The organism is Sporolactobacillus mangiferae (genome assembly GCF_023336505.1).
Lineage (GTDB): Bacteria > Bacillota > Bacilli > Bacillales > Sporolactobacillaceae > Sporolactobacillus > Sporolactobacillus mangiferae.
Genome location: NZ_JAMAST010000010.1, coordinates 45,357 through 61,529 on the forward strand (window position 1 = coordinate 45,357; position 16,173 = coordinate 61,529).

General features: G+C 45.7%; 14 protein-coding genes, 8 tRNA genes and 1 pseudogene. 1 reads left to right on the plus strand and 22 read right to left on the minus strand.

The window, feature by feature from the left end; translation table 11 throughout:
• Positions 1 to 111 precede the first annotated feature (111 nt).
• The 17 genes and pseudogenes from M3N64_RS09280 to M3N64_RS09360 all read right to left on the minus strand — a co-directional run bounded on the left by M3N64_RS09280 (position 112) and on the right by M3N64_RS09360 (position 10,487).
• Positions 112 to 519, minus strand: coding sequence for an aconitase X swivel domain-containing protein (locus M3N64_RS09280; protein ID WP_249101483.1), 408 nt, complete (start codon positions 517 to 519; stop codon positions 112 to 114).
• Entirely contained in the window at positions 516 to 1,721 is a 1,206-nt protein-coding gene (locus tag M3N64_RS09285; protein ID WP_249101490.1) for an aconitase X catalytic domain-containing protein, read from the minus strand. The genes M3N64_RS09280 and M3N64_RS09285 overlap by 4 nt, the downstream gene beginning before the upstream one ends.
• Positions 1,722 to 1,759: 38 nt before the next feature.
• Complete coding sequence (locus tag M3N64_RS09290) at positions 1,760 to 3,091, minus strand: amidohydrolase family protein (RefSeq protein ID WP_249101493.1); 1,332 nt, start codon at positions 3,089 to 3,091, stop codon at positions 1,760 to 1,762.
• Positions 3,091 to 4,371, minus strand: a complete 1,281-nt coding sequence (locus M3N64_RS09295; RefSeq protein ID WP_249101497.1) for a Zn-dependent hydrolase — start codon at positions 4,369 to 4,371, stop codon at positions 3,091 to 3,093. Before M3N64_RS09295 ends, M3N64_RS09290 begins: the two co-directional genes overlap by 1 nt.
• Positions 4,372 to 4,512: 141 nt before the next feature.
• Positions 4,513 to 5,400: a MurR/RpiR family transcriptional regulator gene (locus tag M3N64_RS09300; RefSeq protein ID WP_249101501.1), complete on the minus strand. Its 888-nt coding sequence runs from the start codon at positions 5,398 to 5,400 to the stop codon at positions 4,513 to 4,515.
• Positions 5,401 to 5,440: 40 nt separating this feature from the next.
• Complete coding sequence (gene hutH / locus M3N64_RS09305; protein WP_249101506.1) at positions 5,441 to 6,916, minus strand: histidine ammonia-lyase; 1,476 nt, start codon at positions 6,914 to 6,916, stop codon at positions 5,441 to 5,443.
• A 624-nt stretch (positions 6,917 to 7,540) separates the two neighbouring features.
• Positions 7,541 to 7,613: transfer RNA gene (locus M3N64_RS09310), tRNA-Ala, on the minus strand.
• Positions 7,614 to 7,616: 3 nt separating this feature from the next.
• A tRNA-Gly gene (locus tag M3N64_RS09315) sits at positions 7,617 to 7,691 on the minus strand.
• A gap of 25 nt (positions 7,692 to 7,716) precedes the next feature.
• Positions 7,717 to 7,802, minus strand: a tRNA-Leu gene (locus tag M3N64_RS09320).
• Between the two features lie 10 nt (positions 7,803 to 7,812).
• Positions 7,813 to 7,888, minus strand: a tRNA-Lys gene (locus M3N64_RS09325).
• Positions 7,889 to 7,901: 13 nt separating this feature from the next.
• Positions 7,902 to 7,986 (minus strand) — tRNA-Tyr (locus M3N64_RS09330).
• Between the two features lie 18 nt (positions 7,987 to 8,004).
• A tRNA-Thr gene (locus M3N64_RS09335) sits at positions 8,005 to 8,080 on the minus strand.
• Positions 8,081 to 8,088: 8 nt separating this feature from the next.
• Positions 8,089 to 8,161, minus strand: a tRNA-Val gene (locus M3N64_RS09340).
• Between the two features lie 4 nt (positions 8,162 to 8,165).
• Positions 8,166 to 8,237: transfer RNA gene (locus M3N64_RS09345), tRNA-Glu, on the minus strand.
• A 243-nt stretch (positions 8,238 to 8,480) separates the two neighbouring features.
• The gene (locus tag M3N64_RS09350) at positions 8,481 to 8,639 is read right to left on the minus strand and encodes a hypothetical protein (RefSeq protein ID WP_249101509.1); all 159 of its coding nucleotides are present in this window, start codon (positions 8,637 to 8,639) and stop codon (positions 8,481 to 8,483) included.
• Positions 8,640 to 8,733: 94 nt separating this feature from the next.
• A pseudogene (locus M3N64_RS09355) lies at positions 8,734 to 9,360 on the minus strand (M15 family metallopeptidase); the annotation flags it as partial.
• Between the two features lie 701 nt (positions 9,361 to 10,061).
• Positions 10,062 to 10,487 carry a universal stress protein gene (locus M3N64_RS09360; RefSeq protein ID WP_249101516.1) on the minus strand — a complete coding sequence of 142 codons (426 nt, stop codon included), beginning with the start codon at positions 10,485 to 10,487 and terminating at the stop codon, positions 10,062 to 10,064.
• A gap of 379 nt (positions 10,488 to 10,866) precedes the next feature.
• On the opposite strand from M3N64_RS09360, the gene M3N64_RS09365 reads away from it, so the two are divergent.
• On the plus strand, positions 10,867 to 11,844 hold the full coding sequence (locus M3N64_RS09365) for a DMT family transporter (protein WP_249101521.1): 978 nt from the start codon (positions 10,867 to 10,869) through the stop codon (positions 11,842 to 11,844).
• Positions 11,845 to 11,890: 46 nt separating this feature from the next.
• On the opposite strand, the gene M3N64_RS09370 is transcribed toward M3N64_RS09365, so the two are convergent.
• The 5 genes from M3N64_RS09370 to phnC form a co-directional block, all read right to left on the minus strand.
• A complete protein-coding gene (locus tag M3N64_RS09370; RefSeq protein ID WP_249101524.1) occupies positions 11,891 to 12,142 on the minus strand; it encodes a PepSY domain-containing protein in 252 nt (83 codons plus the stop codon).
• 86 nt (positions 12,143 to 12,228) lie between these two features.
• Positions 12,229 to 13,434 (minus strand): aminotransferase-like domain-containing protein, encoded by a 1,206-nt coding sequence (locus M3N64_RS09375; RefSeq protein ID WP_249101527.1) that lies wholly within the window; start codon positions 13,432 to 13,434, stop codon positions 12,229 to 12,231.
• Between the two features lie 278 nt (positions 13,435 to 13,712).
• On the minus strand, positions 13,713 to 14,555 hold the full coding sequence (locus tag M3N64_RS09380; RefSeq protein WP_249101592.1) for a PhnE/PtxC family ABC transporter permease: 843 nt from the start codon (positions 14,553 to 14,555) through the stop codon (positions 13,713 to 13,715).
• Positions 14,556 to 14,560: 5 nt separating this feature from the next.
• The gene (locus tag M3N64_RS09385; protein WP_249101530.1) at positions 14,561 to 15,346 is read right to left on the minus strand and encodes a PhnE/PtxC family ABC transporter permease; all 786 of its coding nucleotides are present in this window, start codon (positions 15,344 to 15,346) and stop codon (positions 14,561 to 14,563) included.
• Positions 15,346 to 16,149: a phosphonate ABC transporter ATP-binding protein gene (gene phnC / locus M3N64_RS09390; RefSeq protein ID WP_249101534.1), complete on the minus strand. Its 804-nt coding sequence runs from the start codon at positions 16,147 to 16,149 to the stop codon at positions 15,346 to 15,348. Before phnC ends, M3N64_RS09385 begins: the two co-directional genes overlap by 1 nt.
• Positions 16,150 to 16,173: the final 24 nt, after the last annotated feature.

The following is a 16,173-nucleotide window of genomic DNA, read 5'->3' on the forward strand; positions in this document are numbered from 1 at the left end:
ATCACCTCCCTGAATGAATAATTTTTTTATTCTGTCAATTCAGGCTATACGCACTGGCCAACCCCTCTACCAACCCAATATGTTAAGTTCTGCTTCTTTTACTCATCGCATTCATTGAATAATGGTCAAAGAGCCATGATCGGCATCAACACGAAGTTTATCGCCATTTTTAACATGTTCATAGAAGCTCTGCGGAACACGGTCGACAACAGGGAGCTCCATGATAATTGAACTGGCAACCAGTACCGTATCCGGGTATCTAATAATTAAAGCTCTAGGCCCCCTGCCAGTCATTTTCAATTGATACATTCCGTCTGCCTGTACAACAGAACTTCCTTTTCCGCTTGGAAAAACAAGAATCTTATCCGCAATGGACTGGCCTTCCAGACAATGATTTTTCTCAATGACAACTCCTGTTTTCGGATCAACCAGATAAAAACAGAAATCATCAGTCGAGATCAGAACTTCGCCCTCGATAACACCTTCTGATACTTTATGACATGCATAGATTTCACTCATGATACTTCACCTCTTACTGCAGCTTCAATGCAATCTTCGACCTTACGAATGACAAACTGCATATTCCGCCTTTTCGTGTAGTAAGCACATTTCGGCGAGTCGGTGACGCCTTTCTTCCCGTAAAGGAATTCCCAGCATGGCTGATCCATACAGGTATCGTCAACAACATCTCCGCCGGATGCCTGCAGTGTTTCAAGATAACCCATTCTTTCTGCGAGCTCTTTTGTTAGAGACGAAGTCATAATCCAAAGTTTTACTTTCAACTGTTTCCCTTTAACGAGTTCTGCAACCCGTGCCACTTGATCAATGTTAAAATGTGGACATCCAAATAATGCAAAATCGATCTTTCCAACTGGATCAGTAATTTCTGCATGTACTTGATCCAGGTCTTCCTGTGTAATTGTGATGACTTTTTCAGGATCATCTCCATGAAAGGCTTCTTCAACAGTTGGTGCTTCGGGTGTGACACCGACAATGTGATACATCGGCACATTGCCTGCCGTGTTGAGTTGGGCGCCCAGATTCATGAGTGCCGCGGGAGATGGACCCGTTGGCAGATTAACAAAAACCGGTGTTTTAAATTGAAGTTTCTTTGGAACGGCATAGCCAAGCAGCTGATAATCAAAATCGTTTTTCACATCAGCTTGAACATCGACAAGTACCTGTCCCTTTCGATTCTCGTTAAGCAAGAATCCATAGAGCGGCGTTCTGCCGGTAATCGCCGCACATAGCGCACTTTGCGCCGATTCGCGATTTGTTCTGGCGCCATAAACCGAATTAATAAACGGCGTTGCACTGGATTCAGAAAATGCAGTGATTTCACCGAATCGCGGGACATTTTTTTCAAGATAGGGCGTGCAGTCGAAGGTCAGCGTTGCACCTATTTCTTTATAGGCCTGTCTCGTCCGACGAATCGTCCGTTCATCTTCCTTCGAAATAGTCGTGATGCATTGAAAATATTCAAGATTAAAGCCTGGATTAACTGTTGGCGATATTCGACATCTTGCTCCCGCATTTACGAGTTTCTCAACGAACCAAAGATCAGCTTCCTGATTACTCAGTGCAACGTGTGTCCGGCTGACCGGAACCATTCTCGGTGCATCAAAGACTTCGCCCAGCGCAACCTGAATTTTCATCGCAATCTGTGTGCCCTTGCCGTATTTCCCATCAAGCATTTCTTGTTCTTCAACGGTCAGCTGCATAAGATCGCCTCCTCACAAATTTTTCATGACTTTGACACTTATTTGCCAATGGTGTTCATAAGCGTTTGAACTCGCTTAATGACCTGTCCTTCATTCAGCGTTATCAGATGACCATGATCAACGGTGCATTTTCCATCAACGACAACATAATCAATAGCGGTCGGCTGCATCGCATAGACAATATTGGGCAGCACTTGTTCATGAGTTTCCGAAATCGGCTGTATGGAGAGATCATTTCGGTTCAGCGCAACAAAATCAGCACTGAACCCTGGTTTGAGCTCACCGATCGGCAGTTGCAAAATTTCGGCTCCCCCTTTCGTACCCATCGCAAACGCCTGATGATAATTCACAGCAAGCGAATCCAGTTTACTGACCTTTTGAAGCATGGCGCACATACGCATCTCTTCAAAGACGCTGATGCGATTATTGCTGCAGGCGCCGTCCGACCCAAGCCCAATTGTGACGTTTCCATTCAGCAGTGCGGGAATGTCTGTAATACCGTCTGCGAGGAACATGTTACTGGATGGACAATAGACCAGCGATGCATGATTTTCTGCCATCAGCGTTTTCTCATGATCATTCAGCCAGACGCAGTGGATGGCAACCATGCGTCCATCGGCCATTACACCGATTTTATCGAGCAGCTCGACCGGACGCATATGATGATCATGAAGCACCTGATCCACTTCAAAGGGTTCCTCGGCCACGTGAATATGAAACTTGCAATCGAATTCCTGTGCCAGACGATGGCCTGCCCGAATCATCTCAACGGATGCCGCATGCAAACTATGAGGAGCGGGGACGACCGAAACCATTGGATCGTCACGGTATTTCTTAGCAAGGCAGGTAACGTTTTTGACGGCCTCATCAACGGACTCAACATAACCCGCCGGTGCTCCCGTCCAGTCGTACATCGTACGTGCCAGCACAAAGCGAATCCCCACATCTTTTGCTGCCTGAATGACCGCCTCGTCACTGTCAATCCCTTCATTGTGCACATAAAAATAGTCGCTGACGGTCGTTGCGCCGCACTTCATCATTTCACTGAAAGCAAAAACCGCTCCGGTGTAGACATCCTTTGCCTTTAAATAAGGTGAGTACTTATAAAGCGCCTGATCGCGCCATTCAAGAAAAGGACGGTCAGCGGCAAGTCCTCTAAGCAAGCTCTGAAAAGAATGATTATGGGCATTTACGGTACCGGGAACGATTATTTCATCCGGCCAGTCAACAAATTCAGTATCAGGATATCGGGTCTCCAATTCCTTATATGGACCTATCGCCGTAATTTTCCCACCATCAATCATCAGTCCCATATTCGGTTTAAATGTACCTTCATTAAATAGCAAGAATGGTTTATATAACTTCATCATCAATCGAGCTCCTTATCCAGCGCCATAACCGTCCGTATTAAAACGTTACCGGCTTTGACAATATCCTCAATCTTCGTCTCTTCCTCTGGACAATGGCTTTTCCCGCCGATACTCGGAACAAACAGCATACCCGTTCTGGCAATGGGAACCATGTGCACCGAGTCGTGTCCGGCCATGCTTGGCAAATCCAGGTAAGTCTCGTTACATTCTTTAATCGATTGCTGCAGGGTCTTGCGTACCAACGGATCCATGGGAACCGCTTTTTGATTAAGAATGACTTTTCTTTTAATATGAACCTGCCTTTTGTTTTCGATTTCGGCACATTTCTGATTCATCTGATGTAAAATCTCGTTCAGGACGTGACCATCAGAAGTCCGAACTTCAATAATCAGATGCACTTCACCGGGAATAATGTTGGCCGAGTTGGGAGAGACGGCAAAATGTCCAACGGTGCCGACCGTATCCCTTCGTTTCAGTGCAACGACAATCTTCTCGACCGCAAGGCTTAATTCCGCTCCGGCAAGCAATGCATCATGCCGATTTTTCATCATTGTCGTTCCGGCATGATTGGCCTCTCCATAAATCGTAACTTCTTCGCGATAGATGCCGGTAATTGTTGAAACGACGGCCAGCGAGATCCCATGGTCAATTAAGTTTCTGCCTTGCTCAATATGACATTCCAGAAATACACCCATGTCTTCACTGTTCAATAAATGTTCGCTGATTTTGGTCACATCACCTCCCAATTTTTTTAAAGTTTCTGATAATTTTTCGCCCGTTTGAAGATGGATGGCTTCAGAAACTTGTTTGCTGTCAAGCGCGCCCGTAATCAGCCTGCTGCCCAGTGTTGAAATGTTATACGGATTCGGCTCTTCCGCTGAGAAGGAAACGATCTTGAGCGGATGCCGGTGGGCATATCCTGATTCTTTTAATGCCTGAACGACTTCCGTTGCCAGTAATACACCAACCGCCCCGTCATATTTTCCACCGTTCGCTACCGCATCATGGTGGGAGCCAAGAACAATCGGTTTTAACGGCTCACTGCCTTCTCGTTCCGCCCACAGGTTCGCGGCCGGATCCGTGGACACATCAGCGGCAACCTCCCTTTTCCACAGGTCCTTCAGCCATGCGCGCGCATCCATGTCCGCCCGGCTGCCGAGTGAGCGGTCAATGCCACCATGATCATTGATTCCGTACTGTGCCAGCTGATTCAATCTGCCGGCAATTCTTTCTTCATTTACTGTAATCGGAGAAATTTTACGCGATAATTCATTCGTCACATCAAAACCCTCATTTCAGATTGCCGCACTCATTATGTTTAGAAAACTTGGCTTCGCCAAGCCTCTGGCGAAGGCGAAGTCTTAGTTGCATTTATACTATTTTCCTTAAATTTTATAACTTTCTTATAGTATAAAAAAACATCATTTCAGTGTCTCATCATAATGGTGCGTCTCGTAATAGATTCGGTTCTTTTTTTCCAAAGCTTCAAGTGCCGCCATTCGTTTATCCAACCCTTCGGTGGCAGTCGCTACATCACGCAGCAGCAGATTTAAGAAAAGGATCGGCGTGCTGTAAATATCAAAGATAGAGGAGGTTGTAATCGGTATGCTGAGCACCGGATCGGCAAGCGCATAGACCGGCGATGTAATGCTGTCCGTAATTGATGAAATCGAAAAACCTTTGTCACGCAGGATCTTCAGCTTTTCAAGCAATAGAGTGGGGTATCTGGGAAAGACAAATGAAAAAATATGCACATGGGATGGATCCATCAATTCCAGAGTCTCCCATGCCGGACTGCCCGGCGTAATCTGAGTGACATTAGCTCTTATTTTGTTCAAAATATAGTACGTATAAGAAAGCAGGGTCGCCGACATTCGAGCGGACAGGAGTATTAACTGATCGGCATGGATGATCTGATCAATCATCTTTTTATATTCAGGTCTGTCCAGGAGCAGTTCCAATGCATCAATATTCTCATGCTCCAGCTTTAAAATATTACTTATATTCTTATTTGAATGAGATGAGTACTGAAGCCGCTGAGGTGCTGTAATTTCTTTTCGGACAAACTGCTGAAGATGGTGCAGAAAATCGTTATAGCCCTTATAGCCAAGGGCAATGCAAAAGCGAGAAACGCTTCCCTGGCTTACCTCCGCCTGCTCGGCAACTTCCGACGCAGTCATAAAAATAATGTGCTTATATCCCTTCTCAATCGTGTATGCCAGCTTTTCATAAGTCGGCGATTCATGAGCTGCTTTTGCAATTTTGTCCATTAATTGATGAAACTCTTTACTGCTTGGCTGCACATCCATATCAGTCGTCCCTCCACTGCTCTTTAAAGGTTTTGTTGATTCACAGTATCTCTGCGACCTTCTCAATCGCCGCGGAAAGCGATTGATCCTCCGCAACAAAGGGAACACGCGCACGAATCGTTTGATAGAAGTCATAGGTTCGCCCCGCCAAAAGTTCTGAGCCGTGCAAATCAGCGGCCTGCGCCGCGCAAAGTGCTTCAATCGCCATAACCTTCTTGGCATTGACGATGATCTGTACGGCTTTTCTGGCAGCCGTCGTTCCCATACTGACGTGGTCTTCCTGATTGCCCGAAGACGGAATCGAGTCAACGCTCGCTGGATGGGCCAACACTTTATTCTCGGAAACCAGCGAGGCAGCAACATATTGTGTGATCATAAATCCGGATTGAAGTCCCGGTTCTGCACTCAGAAAAGCCGGCAGTCCGTTATTCAACTGCGGATTCACCAAACGTTCAACACGCCGCTCAGAAATATTCGCAAGTTCAGAAATGGCGATACCAAGAAAATCCATAGCAAAAGCGATCGGTTCCCCGTGAAAGTTTCCACCGGAGATCACATGCCCGCTTTCCGCAAAAATCAACGGATTATCAGTTGCTGCGTTCATTTCAATGATCAGATCTTCTTTCACTCGGTTCAGCACACGAAGTATGGCACCATGAACCTGTGGAATGCAGCGAAGTGAATAGGCATCCTGTACGCGAAGATCCCCCTGATGTGTCATCAGTCGGCTGCCCTTAAGCTGCCGCATCAATGAGGCGGCGACCTGACTCTGCTCAGGAAATGCCCGCACCTGATGTGATTCTTCCCAAAGCGCTTCTTCAACACCGCGCAGCGCTTCAAAAGTCAGAGCCGCGGTTCGATCCGCCGACTGCATTAAATGCATCGCATCCATGTATGCCGCGCACGCTGTTGCAGTCATTGCCTGTGTCCCATTGATCAGCGCCAGCCCCTCTTTGGCCTGCAGCGATATTGGTGACAAGCCGGCTGCCTTCAATGCGTCAAGCCCATGCATTTCTTCATCTTTATAAACGGCTGTGCCCTCACCGACCAGAACAAGCGCAAGATGAGCAAGCGGAGCCAGATCCCCGCTTGCACCGAGCGATCCCTGGCTGGGGACAACGGGAATGACGCCTTGATTCAGGCAATCCAATAACGCGTGAATCACCACAGGGCGAACACCGGAATATCCTTTCGTAAGCGCGTTGGCCCGAAGCAAGAGCATTAAACGGACAATTTTTTCCGAGAATGGCTCTCCAACGGCACACGCATGGCTGCGCAGCAAATTGATCTGCAGTTTTTCAATATTATCTTTGGAAATCAATTGATCACTGAATTTTCCAAAGCCCGTATTTATGCCATAAATAACCTCGCCCGCGCTCAGGTGTTTTTCTACTGCCTGCCGGCTGATCGTTATTTTCTGCATTGCACCATTATCGATCGCAACATGTTCCCTTTTATTAATGACACGCTCAATTTTTGAAAAATCCAACGATTCACCATTTAAATAGACAGTCACACTGTTCGCTCCAATTCGATTTTCAAATGTTTTTTGTTTTTCTCGCAGTAACCCTGGACCATTGATTCAGAGTGATCAAGCGCGCAAAAATTAATGAAATCATTCATGATTTATATTTTATGAATAATTATATTCACGAATGGATACAGCTGTCAACATAATATTTAGAATTGACGATCTTTTTTTATTTATTGCACAGGTAAACTTTGAGATTGGATTCTAGTCTATTTAACCAATCTGATCGAAGCAGAGAGAAAAATCACTTTAGCACTTAAATTATTGGAAAACGATGTATTAAAGGAAAACAGCGAAAAAATGCGCCTGTTCGCGAAACATGACATGATCAGTTCATTGAGGCTAAAAAAGCGCCGCAAACATGATCCTCCAAATCCAATTAGCAACCGGGCAAGTTCGAGTAGAAACCAGGCTAAGACTAGTCCTCTGCCGTCGATCTTGTCTTGACGGGCACTCCAGCTGCTCGCTTGTCTCGGACAGTCCGCGTTTTCGTGTCTGGTTTACACTTTGATGCTTGCTAAAATCTTATACTTTCTTATCGTAGGACAAAAAACCACGGCATTCCTGCTTCTTCAGCAAAAATCCCGCGGTTTCTTATGTATGATTTTATGGAGCCTAGGAGGATCGAACTCCTGACCTCCTGCGTGCAAAGCAGGCGCTCTCCCAGCTGAGCTAAGGCCCCATATGGAGCGGAAGACGGGATTCAAACCCGCGACCCCCACCATGGCAAGGTGATGTTCTATCACTGAACTACTTCCGCAAAACCAATAAATTATAAAATTAAATGCGGATGAGAGGACTTGAACCTCCACGTCCGGTAAAGGACACTAGAACCTGAATCTAGCGCGTCTGCCAATTCCGCCACACCCGCATCATAAAAATGGTGGGCCATGAAGGTCTCGAACCTTCGACCCTCTGATTAAGAGTCAGATGCTCTACCAACTGAGCTAATGGCCCGCAAATGAATAAATGGTGGAGGGAGAAGGATTCGAACCTTCGAACCCGTTGGGAACGGATTTACAGTCCGTCGCGTTTAGCCTCTTCGCTATCCCTCCATATTAACGTTTAACCAATGGTGCCGGTCAGAGGACTTGAACCCCCAACCTACTGATTACAAGTCAGTTGCTCTACCAATTGAGCTAGACCGGCGGAATAAATGGAGGATATAGGGCTCGAACCTATGACCCTCTGCTTGTAAGGCAGACGCTCTCCCAGCTGAGCTAATCCTCCAAAGTGACCCGTACGGGATTCGAACCCATGAACCCACCGTGAAAGGGTGGTGTCTTAACCACTTGACGAACGGGCCATGCTTGTCCGTCGCAATCGACGCTCTTTATTATATACAGATTAACAATGCTTGTAAAGAAAAAAACAAAAGCCTTTCTATTCAGAATATTAATGAGTTCACAGGCATTGAATTTTTCGATGCAACGTATGCACCTGTCTTTCAGATTTTCAAGGTGCTGCTTCTGCAGGACGTCATGACAGGAAACCTTATGTTTTTCACGCGTGAAAAGAGGACCCGCTGGGCGGGTCCTCTTTTCCTGAATCAGTCATTCTCCGGAAACAGCTCTTTCTGCCGCATCATTTTATCCATGCGACCTTTCACAGCCTGTCCGATACGATTGTTTGGTTTCATCATCTGATAGCAGGCTGCTCCAATGCCGATTGAAGTAATTAGCGGAATCCATCCAATCGTTGATTTCATTTCTGCTACACCACCAGCGAAGATTTGTCCATTCAATCCGGACGAATATAGTTTAACCAGGGCATCGGTTTCGATGCGTGTGAGTCATTGCCAGCTACTTACTGACAGGTACTTCACGCAAATATTCTTCGAGCGTTTCATTGGACGCAGTTATTTTCTTGGCTGCGGAAACGCCAACATAGCGCAGATGCCATGCCTCGTATTCATATCCGGTGATCTCTTCCTTACCTTTCGGGTAACGAACGATGAATCCGAAGTCCTGAGCGTGCTGTGCCAGCCAGGCAGCCTCAGGCGTATGATTAAACGCCTGAGTGGCCGCATCTTTCCCCTTAATTCCGGACACATCGATGGCGAGCCCCGTTTCATGTTCACTTGTTCCCGGATACGCACTGTAGGTCCGCGCTTTGCTTGCGCCATCCCTTTGCTCGTAGTAACGAAATAACGCCACCTGCGTCTTATGGGAGCGATAGGCGGAAACACCGGCAAGCTCTATACCATCATTGTGTGCAGCTGCAAAAAGTGCTTTCAGAGGCTGCGCAGCCGCCGCGCGCATTTTCTTTTTCTCTGATTTTCCGGAAAAGATAAAAGGAACATCTAAATCCACAAGGTCTTTTGGCACATAATCGTCCGGAAGCTTGAAGTATTTATTCACCAGCACAAGATTGCTCTCAGGGTCAGCCACAACATGGATACTGTTTTGCTGTATCGCCGATACTGTTTTTTCTGAAGATGGTGAGCGGTGATCATTCACAGTCTTCTTTTCAGACTGAGAGGTGCGGGTCTGTTGCGCGGAGCCAGAATCAGACTTTTCCGCCCAGGGCCACGAAGTGCAGGCGGACAATCCAAGACAGACGGCAATCGCACCGGCTGTATAAACTATTTTATATTTCGTCAAAACAAACGCTCCAATTGTATGATTGTTCAAAGTCAGCCATAGAATGTGCCAAATTGCACGATATTATAATGTATTCGAAACATATCATGCGAATTCAGGCATAAAAAAAGAGATCCATAAATTGGATCCGTACAATTGAAGGATTTTGGTTCATGTGCAGAAATTATTGGCCGCGCAAATCATCCAATGAAGAGTTTAACGTTAATAATCACTGAAATTATCAAGGCGATATTCGTCAGCAACAATTTACGATTCAGTCTGACGGAAGCTTCATTTTGAGAAACATCATTAGCTTGATGCTCATTCATGATTTTCTGCACCTCTGGCGTTCACTCATTTAATAATTCCATCATATCCTGTAAATATTGAGTCGGTATGATTGTTTTTTTAAGCTCATGTAAAAAAGCATGTTACAGGTTCACGCACCCTCCTCAAATTAAATGCTTTATGAAATTCACCTTGCGCTCATAGACGCAAGGTGAATTTTTTACAAAAATGAGTGATCGCGTATCCGGCGATAGACTCAATTATTTAATAATCAGAACAGGGACTTTCGAACGCTGGACAACACCGTGGCTTACGCTGCCCAGAAATTCTTTGACACCGCTTAAACCGCGGCTGCCAATCACAATCAGGTCATAATCGTTTTCACTGGCAAATTCAAGGATGGTATGCACCGGCTGTCCTTCTTCCACAAACAGGTGCGTGGCATTTGGTAATTCATCAAGCACTTTTTGTGCCCGTCTCACGATTTCATGCCCATACTTGAGTGTCGATTCACGCACTTCGCGGTATACATCGCCAACAATAAATTGATTCGTCGGCACTGTGACGACATTAAGGACATCAAGTTCGGACTTTTCATCGATTCGCGCCAGGTCCGCAGCTTTCTGCAGCGCTTTTTTAGACAGATCCGAATCATCGTAGGAAACCAATATTTTTGAAAACAACATACCGATCACCGCCCTTTTTCACATTTGACACAGAGGGCCTTAGAAAGGAGAGTTGCCGAATCCGCAATTCTTTTTTCAGGCATGCTCTGTCCTCTTCTATTTTAACACAGGAATGAGTCGCTGATTTATGCCTTTTGAAGTGCGTCATCTCGCTGGCACGCATCAGCTGGAACAATCCCGCAGGCGCCCGCACACCTGTCCCTTTTTTCAATTATTGCTTACCATTTTCTTATATCTGCGTTATATTAATAGGGAGCAATACAGACACAGAACCTATTAGTTGGTAACGTTTTCATTAGTTTACGCCGGTCTTTCGCGGCTCTTTTGTAAAGCGATCAGATCACCTGTTAAAAAATTGGTGAGAAATCGAGGGTTTAACATGAAAAAAGGCTTAATTTTTATTGGTTTTTCAACTCTGTTCTTTAGCACGATGGAAATTGCCATCAAGCTTGCGGGTGCGCAGTTCAACCCGATGCAGCTCAATTTTCTGCGCTTTCTTATTGGCTCCATTGTCCTTTCGCCGCTTGCATTGAAGCATTTAAAAGGAAGCGGATTTACGCTCGATAAAAGCAAAGTGCTTTACTTCCTGTTCTCGGGATTCATGTGTGTCGTCGTCAGCATGACCTTCTTTCAAATGGCCATTGTCTACGCGAAAGCATCAACCGTTGCTATTCTGTTCAGCTGCAATGCGGTATTTGTCATTCCTTTTGCTCACTTCTTTCTAAAAGAAAAGTTAACCAGATGGTCGCTTCTGTCACTCGCTGTCAGTCTGGTCGGCATGATCTGCATTGTCAATCCTGAGAATCTGACGAACATCACCGGCATTACCCTGTCGCTAATTGCCGCCGTTACATTCGCGCTGTACGGCATTATCGGACGCAAAGGCAGCCTGAAATACGGCTTTGACGGTGTTGTTCAGAGCAGCTTCAGCTTTCTTACCGGAAGTTTTGAACTGCTGATCCTGATCTGGATGAGCAAAATCGGAGCGGTCGCTCATTGGCTGAAAAGTATCGGCCTCAGTGATTTTGCCAACATTCCGGTTTTACAGGGAATCTCATGGAACACTGTTCCGACCCTGATTTATCTTGGCGTTTTCGTCACCGGCCTTGGCTTCAGTTTTTATTTTCTCGCCATGGAAGCAACCTCTGCTTCGACGGCATCTCTGGTATTCTTTATTAAGCCCGCACTGGCGCCTGTACTTGCGTTGCTCATTCTTGGTGAAGCGCTCACGTTCAATGTACTGTCCGGCATCGCACTGATCCTTGTCGGGTCATGCATCGAGCTGTTCTCAGGCAATCGTCAGGCGAAGCTTAAAAGATCAAAACTGTTGGAACAAAACGAAGTCCATGTCCATTAATCGACGCAAAAACAGACCGATCCCTTTCAGATCGGCCTGTTTTTTTTCAGTCCTCCCGCTCTACGCTTAGAATTCTGCCGTCTTTTGAAGCAACCTCCACTTCAAAAACAACTTCCTGATCCGTCAGCACATAGACCTCATATTTCAACAGATGGTTTTCAAGCTCCAAATCGACATGAATAATTTGGCCGGGTACTCTGACAACAGCAATCTCTGCCGCCTGCTGCGCGGTTATTCGTTGACGATACCCATCGGTCTGCTGGTTGACCATTCCGCCAGCAGGATTATTTCCGTACATAAAAAAGGCCTCCTCATCATCAATAATCGTCATCTTCCTTAAGATATGATGAAGAGGCTGTGCACGTGACGACTGCCTATTTTCTGTTATCTAATAAAGTACTTCTGCTTTTTGTACACAGCAGCCAATTTTTGAATACCCTCGCGAATAGTAATCTCATCGCAGAAACTGAACGCCAGCCGCAAATCATTCGTCGGTTTTCCGTGCAAATAAAAAGCTTTGCCATCCACAAAGCTGACGCCAACCTTAACAGATTCATGCAGCAACCGTGTTGTATCTGTCTTAGTCGGAAAGGTCAGCCACAAAAAGAAGCCGCCTTCCGGTTTTTCAAATGAGACCTCATCACCGAAGAACTCGTGAATGGCCTCAACCATCACATCACGTCTCATTCGGTAACCTGTAATCAGCGGCTCTAAATGATTTTCAAAATCGTTTTTTTCAAGATAATCACTCACAATTTCCTGCATCAGGACACTGGTCAGGCCTTCCGTCTTGATAATTTTCATTTTAGACAGTACATCCGGATTTTGACAGATTACCCATGCCATACGAATGCCCGGCGCGACAATTTTCGAGAATGTGCTCAGATAAATCACTCGCTCCGGACCGAAGGAATAGATGGACGGCCAAAACTCACCGGTAAAATTCAGCTCTACATAGGCATCGTCTTCAACGATATAGACGTTGTATGCGTAAGCCAGCTGTGCCAGTTTTCGGCGACGTTCTACGGACAGGCGGATACCGGCGGGATTATGATAATTCGGCAGTACATAGATGAATTTCGGCATTGGGCGCTTGCCTGCTGCTGCTTCGATTAATGCCGATTCAACGAGATCAACACGCAGACCGTCACCGTCGACAGGAAAAGCGGACAACTGATTTTCCGCCAAATAAAAGGCGCGCAGCGCACCAAAATAAACCGGTGCCTCAACCCACACCGAGTCACCGGGATCCGTCAGTGTCCGAGCGACCAGATCAATCCCTTGGTTCGATCCGGATGTAATCATGATCTGGTCTGTGTTGACCTGAATGGCACGCAGCTGCGAACGCTGGCGAATCCATTCCAGTATACGCTGCTGTCCCGGTCCCCCCGAATATTGAAGTGCCTGGGTTCCTTCCGACTTCAGCGCTCCTGTCGCCGATTCGACCAGCGCATCAATCGGAAAGGATTTCGGATACGGGAAGCCAAAGGCAAGCGGAATCATCCCCGGATGTTCACCGGAAAAAGCTGAACCTACAAGCGGTACATCATCAAAACGTTTTGAAAAATCATAGTGTTGCAAATTTTTCATCGGCCATTTCTCCTCATGCACATTTTTTTCGGTTACTGCGCACTGATGCCTCGATCAATCAGTTGCTTAGTAAAACTTAGTCTTATTATAATGAAAAAATGGTCGATACGGCTATATAATTTTAAAAAATTTTTATAATAATAATTATTCATTATCGACCTAAATGTCTGAAATAAAAAAAGAGCCTGTGCAGGCCCAATACTCGGGGACAAGCCTATCGCTTTGCCCGAATTTATAGTAAACCACTGATCTGTACGTAAACTGAACACGGGGTGAACTCAGATTCTGATTCGCGCTTTGATTTGCGTAGAGAGAATCTCAAGAACAATCGCAATCGCAAGGATAAAGTAAGTGATCGTTCCCATCTCTCTTATATCGAAATAAAACGCGCCAGCCATAAACATTTCATAGCCGATTCCGCCCGCTCCCGCTGCTGCACCCATCGCAACGGCAACACCAAAATTGACTTCAAAGCGCATAAATGTCCACGAAATCAGTGATGTGAGCGCGTTCGGTACGATCGATTGAAAGACGATTTGCCACCATCCGGCTCCTGTTGCCTTTAAAGCTTCAATGGCTCCTTCATCAATCTCTTCAAATGACTCCGAATACGCTTTTGTCAGGTAACTGATGGAGTGAAAGGACATGCCAATGACGGCGGCAACGCTGCCCAGTCCTGCAGCAATGGCAAAAATCAGCACCCAAAGAACGGTTGGCACAGCACGAATGATTGCAACGATCGTCTTTACAATATTAGATGTCGTTTTATTGGTTAAATTTTCAGCTGCAAGCAGCGAAAGAAAAAAGGCGACAACCGCACCAACAATCGTAGTCAGAAGACCAAGCGCGAGTGTTACCGTCACACCTTCGACCGCTTGTGAAAAAGTAAAATGATTAAAATGCGGTTGAATAAAGACCGTTTTAAAATTAGCAAATGTCGCCATGAGGCTTGGCCAGAACTTTAAATTCTGATTATTGAACGTGAAAAATCCATAGATCGTTAAAAGCGCAAGCACAGTCATCGTGGTCCGTATAACAATATTTGATTTCGTTAGCTTTTTTGTTTTGATCATTGCGGGTGCCGAAGTCATGGCGGGACTGATTCTGGGTGGTTCCTTCATACTCATTACAACATCGCCCTTCTCACGTAGTTTGACAGTTGTTCAATAAGCAAAATTGAAATGACGATGACAACGACCACCAGACTTGCCGCGTGATAATCCATTCGTTTGTAATACAGATCAAAAATATAACCGATTCCTGAACCGGTAAGAATGCCTACCAGGGTTGCCGCGCGAATATTGGTTTCAATCATAAATAAGATCCAGCTCATGATTTGCGAAATACTTGACGGAACAACCGCCTGAAAAATTGTGGGAACATATCCGGCACCGGCTGATTTTAGTGCTTCAACCGGATCAGTTCCGGATTCATCAATCGTTTCCATAAATGCGCGCGTCAGAAAACCAAATGATGCAATGAAAAGTGCAAAAAAACCGGTTAACGACGTTTGTCCGAACGTCAGAAGCAACACGATCGACCATACACTGACATCGATATTTCGCGAAAGATTGGCAAAGGCGCGGCTTAAGACTGCAAGAAAGTTACTTACCTTTGTAATGCGTGAACCGAGAATGGCGAAGATAAAGGCAAAGATCGCCGCCACTACTGCCGCCGCGATCGAAACAAGCAGGGTTTCCTGCATTTTCGCCCAGATATCTGAGAGATAGGCGAGTGAATCAGCAGTCGGGTAAAAATTGGAGAATCCCCAGACAATTGCTTTTGGAATAGCCGCAATCCCCTGCGATAAATTAAATTGAGTCAGCACGGATGATCCAAAACAAACCAGGACGATCACACCAAGAACAACGAGTGACCGCAGTCTTTTCGTTAAGAAGTACGTCTGGCTCATTATTTTTCCGCCACCTTCACTCGATCATGATTCTCAATATTAATCATTAGATTGGAGGCATCCGACCCATAAATCGTTTTAATATCCCCGCTTGTCAGTTGGCTCGGCGCGCCATTAAATACAATTTGCCCTTTGCTGACACCAATGATGCGGTCCGCATAGTTCATGGCAATGTCTACTTGATGCAAATTAATGAGAACGGTGATCTTTAATGAGTCCGAAATGTTTTTGAGATGATCCATAATCGTTTTTGCCGAACTCGGATCAAGTGAAGCAATCGGCTCGTCACACAGCATGAGCTTCGGATTCTGAATCAGTGCCCGGGCAATGCCGACCCGCTGTTTCTGACCGCCACTGAGCTGATCACACCGTTGATATATTTGCTCCTTAAGACCGAGCATTTCCAGCAGATGGTATGCCTGCTGCTTTTCGTCATTTGTAAATAAACCAAGTGATCCAGACAGCATGGATTTATATCCGAGTCGCCCATGAAGCACGTTTTCAATGACAGATAAACGTTCAACCAGATTGTAATTCTGGAAAATCATACCTATTTTTGTACGTAATTTTCTGAGCGACCGTCCTTTGAATCCCGAAATATTCACGCTATCAAAAATAACTTCTCCGTCTGTTGCCTGAATCATTTTATTAATACAACGAAGGAGGGTTGATTTCCCTGCACCGGATGGACCGATGACGGAAACAAACTCTCCCTCATTGACGGAGAAGTTCACATCTGATAACGCTACCGTCCCGTTTCCATATTTTTTCGAAACGTGCTTCATTTCAAGTAACGTTGTCATTGCCAACTCCTCTATTCTATTATA

Coding starts and splice junctions, on each gene's coding strand:
- M3N64_RS09280 (WP_249101483.1), bottom strand. CDS start 519: ATGAGTGAAATCTATGCATGTCATAAAGTATCAGAAGGTGTTATCGAG.
- M3N64_RS09285 (WP_249101490.1), bottom strand. CDS start 1,721: ATGCAGCTGACCGTTGAAGAACAAGAAATGCTTGATGGGAAATACGGC.
- M3N64_RS09290 (WP_249101493.1), bottom strand. CDS start 3,091: ATGATGAAGTTATATAAACCATTCTTGCTATTTAATGAAGGTACATTT.
- M3N64_RS09300 (WP_249101501.1), bottom strand. CDS start 5,400: ATGGATGTGCAGCCAAGCAGTAAAGAGTTTCATCAATTAATGGACAAA.
- M3N64_RS09350 (WP_249101509.1), bottom strand. CDS start 8,639: ATGAAATCAACGATTGGATGGATTCCGCTAATTACTTCAATCGGCATT.
- M3N64_RS09360 (WP_249101516.1), bottom strand. CDS start 10,487: ATGTTGTTTTCAAAAATATTGGTTTCCTACGATGATTCGGATCTGTCT.
- M3N64_RS09365 (WP_249101521.1), top strand. CDS start 10,867: ATGAAAAAAGGCTTAATTTTTATTGGTTTTTCAACTCTGTTCTTTAGC.
- M3N64_RS09370 (WP_249101524.1), bottom strand. CDS start 12,142: ATGTACGGAAATAATCCTGCTGGCGGAATGGTCAACCAGCAGACCGAT.
- M3N64_RS09375 (WP_249101527.1), bottom strand. CDS start 13,434: ATGAAAAATTTGCAACACTATGATTTTTCAAAACGTTTTGATGATGTA.
- M3N64_RS09380 (WP_249101592.1), bottom strand. CDS start 14,555: ATGAAGGAACCACCCAGAATCAGTCCCGCCATGACTTCGGCACCCGCA.
- M3N64_RS09385 (WP_249101530.1), bottom strand. CDS start 15,346: ATGAGCCAGACGTACTTCTTAACGAAAAGACTGCGGTCACTCGTTGTT.
- phnC (WP_249101534.1), bottom strand. CDS start 16,149: ATGACAACGTTACTTGAAATGAAGCACGTTTCGAAAAAATATGGAAAC.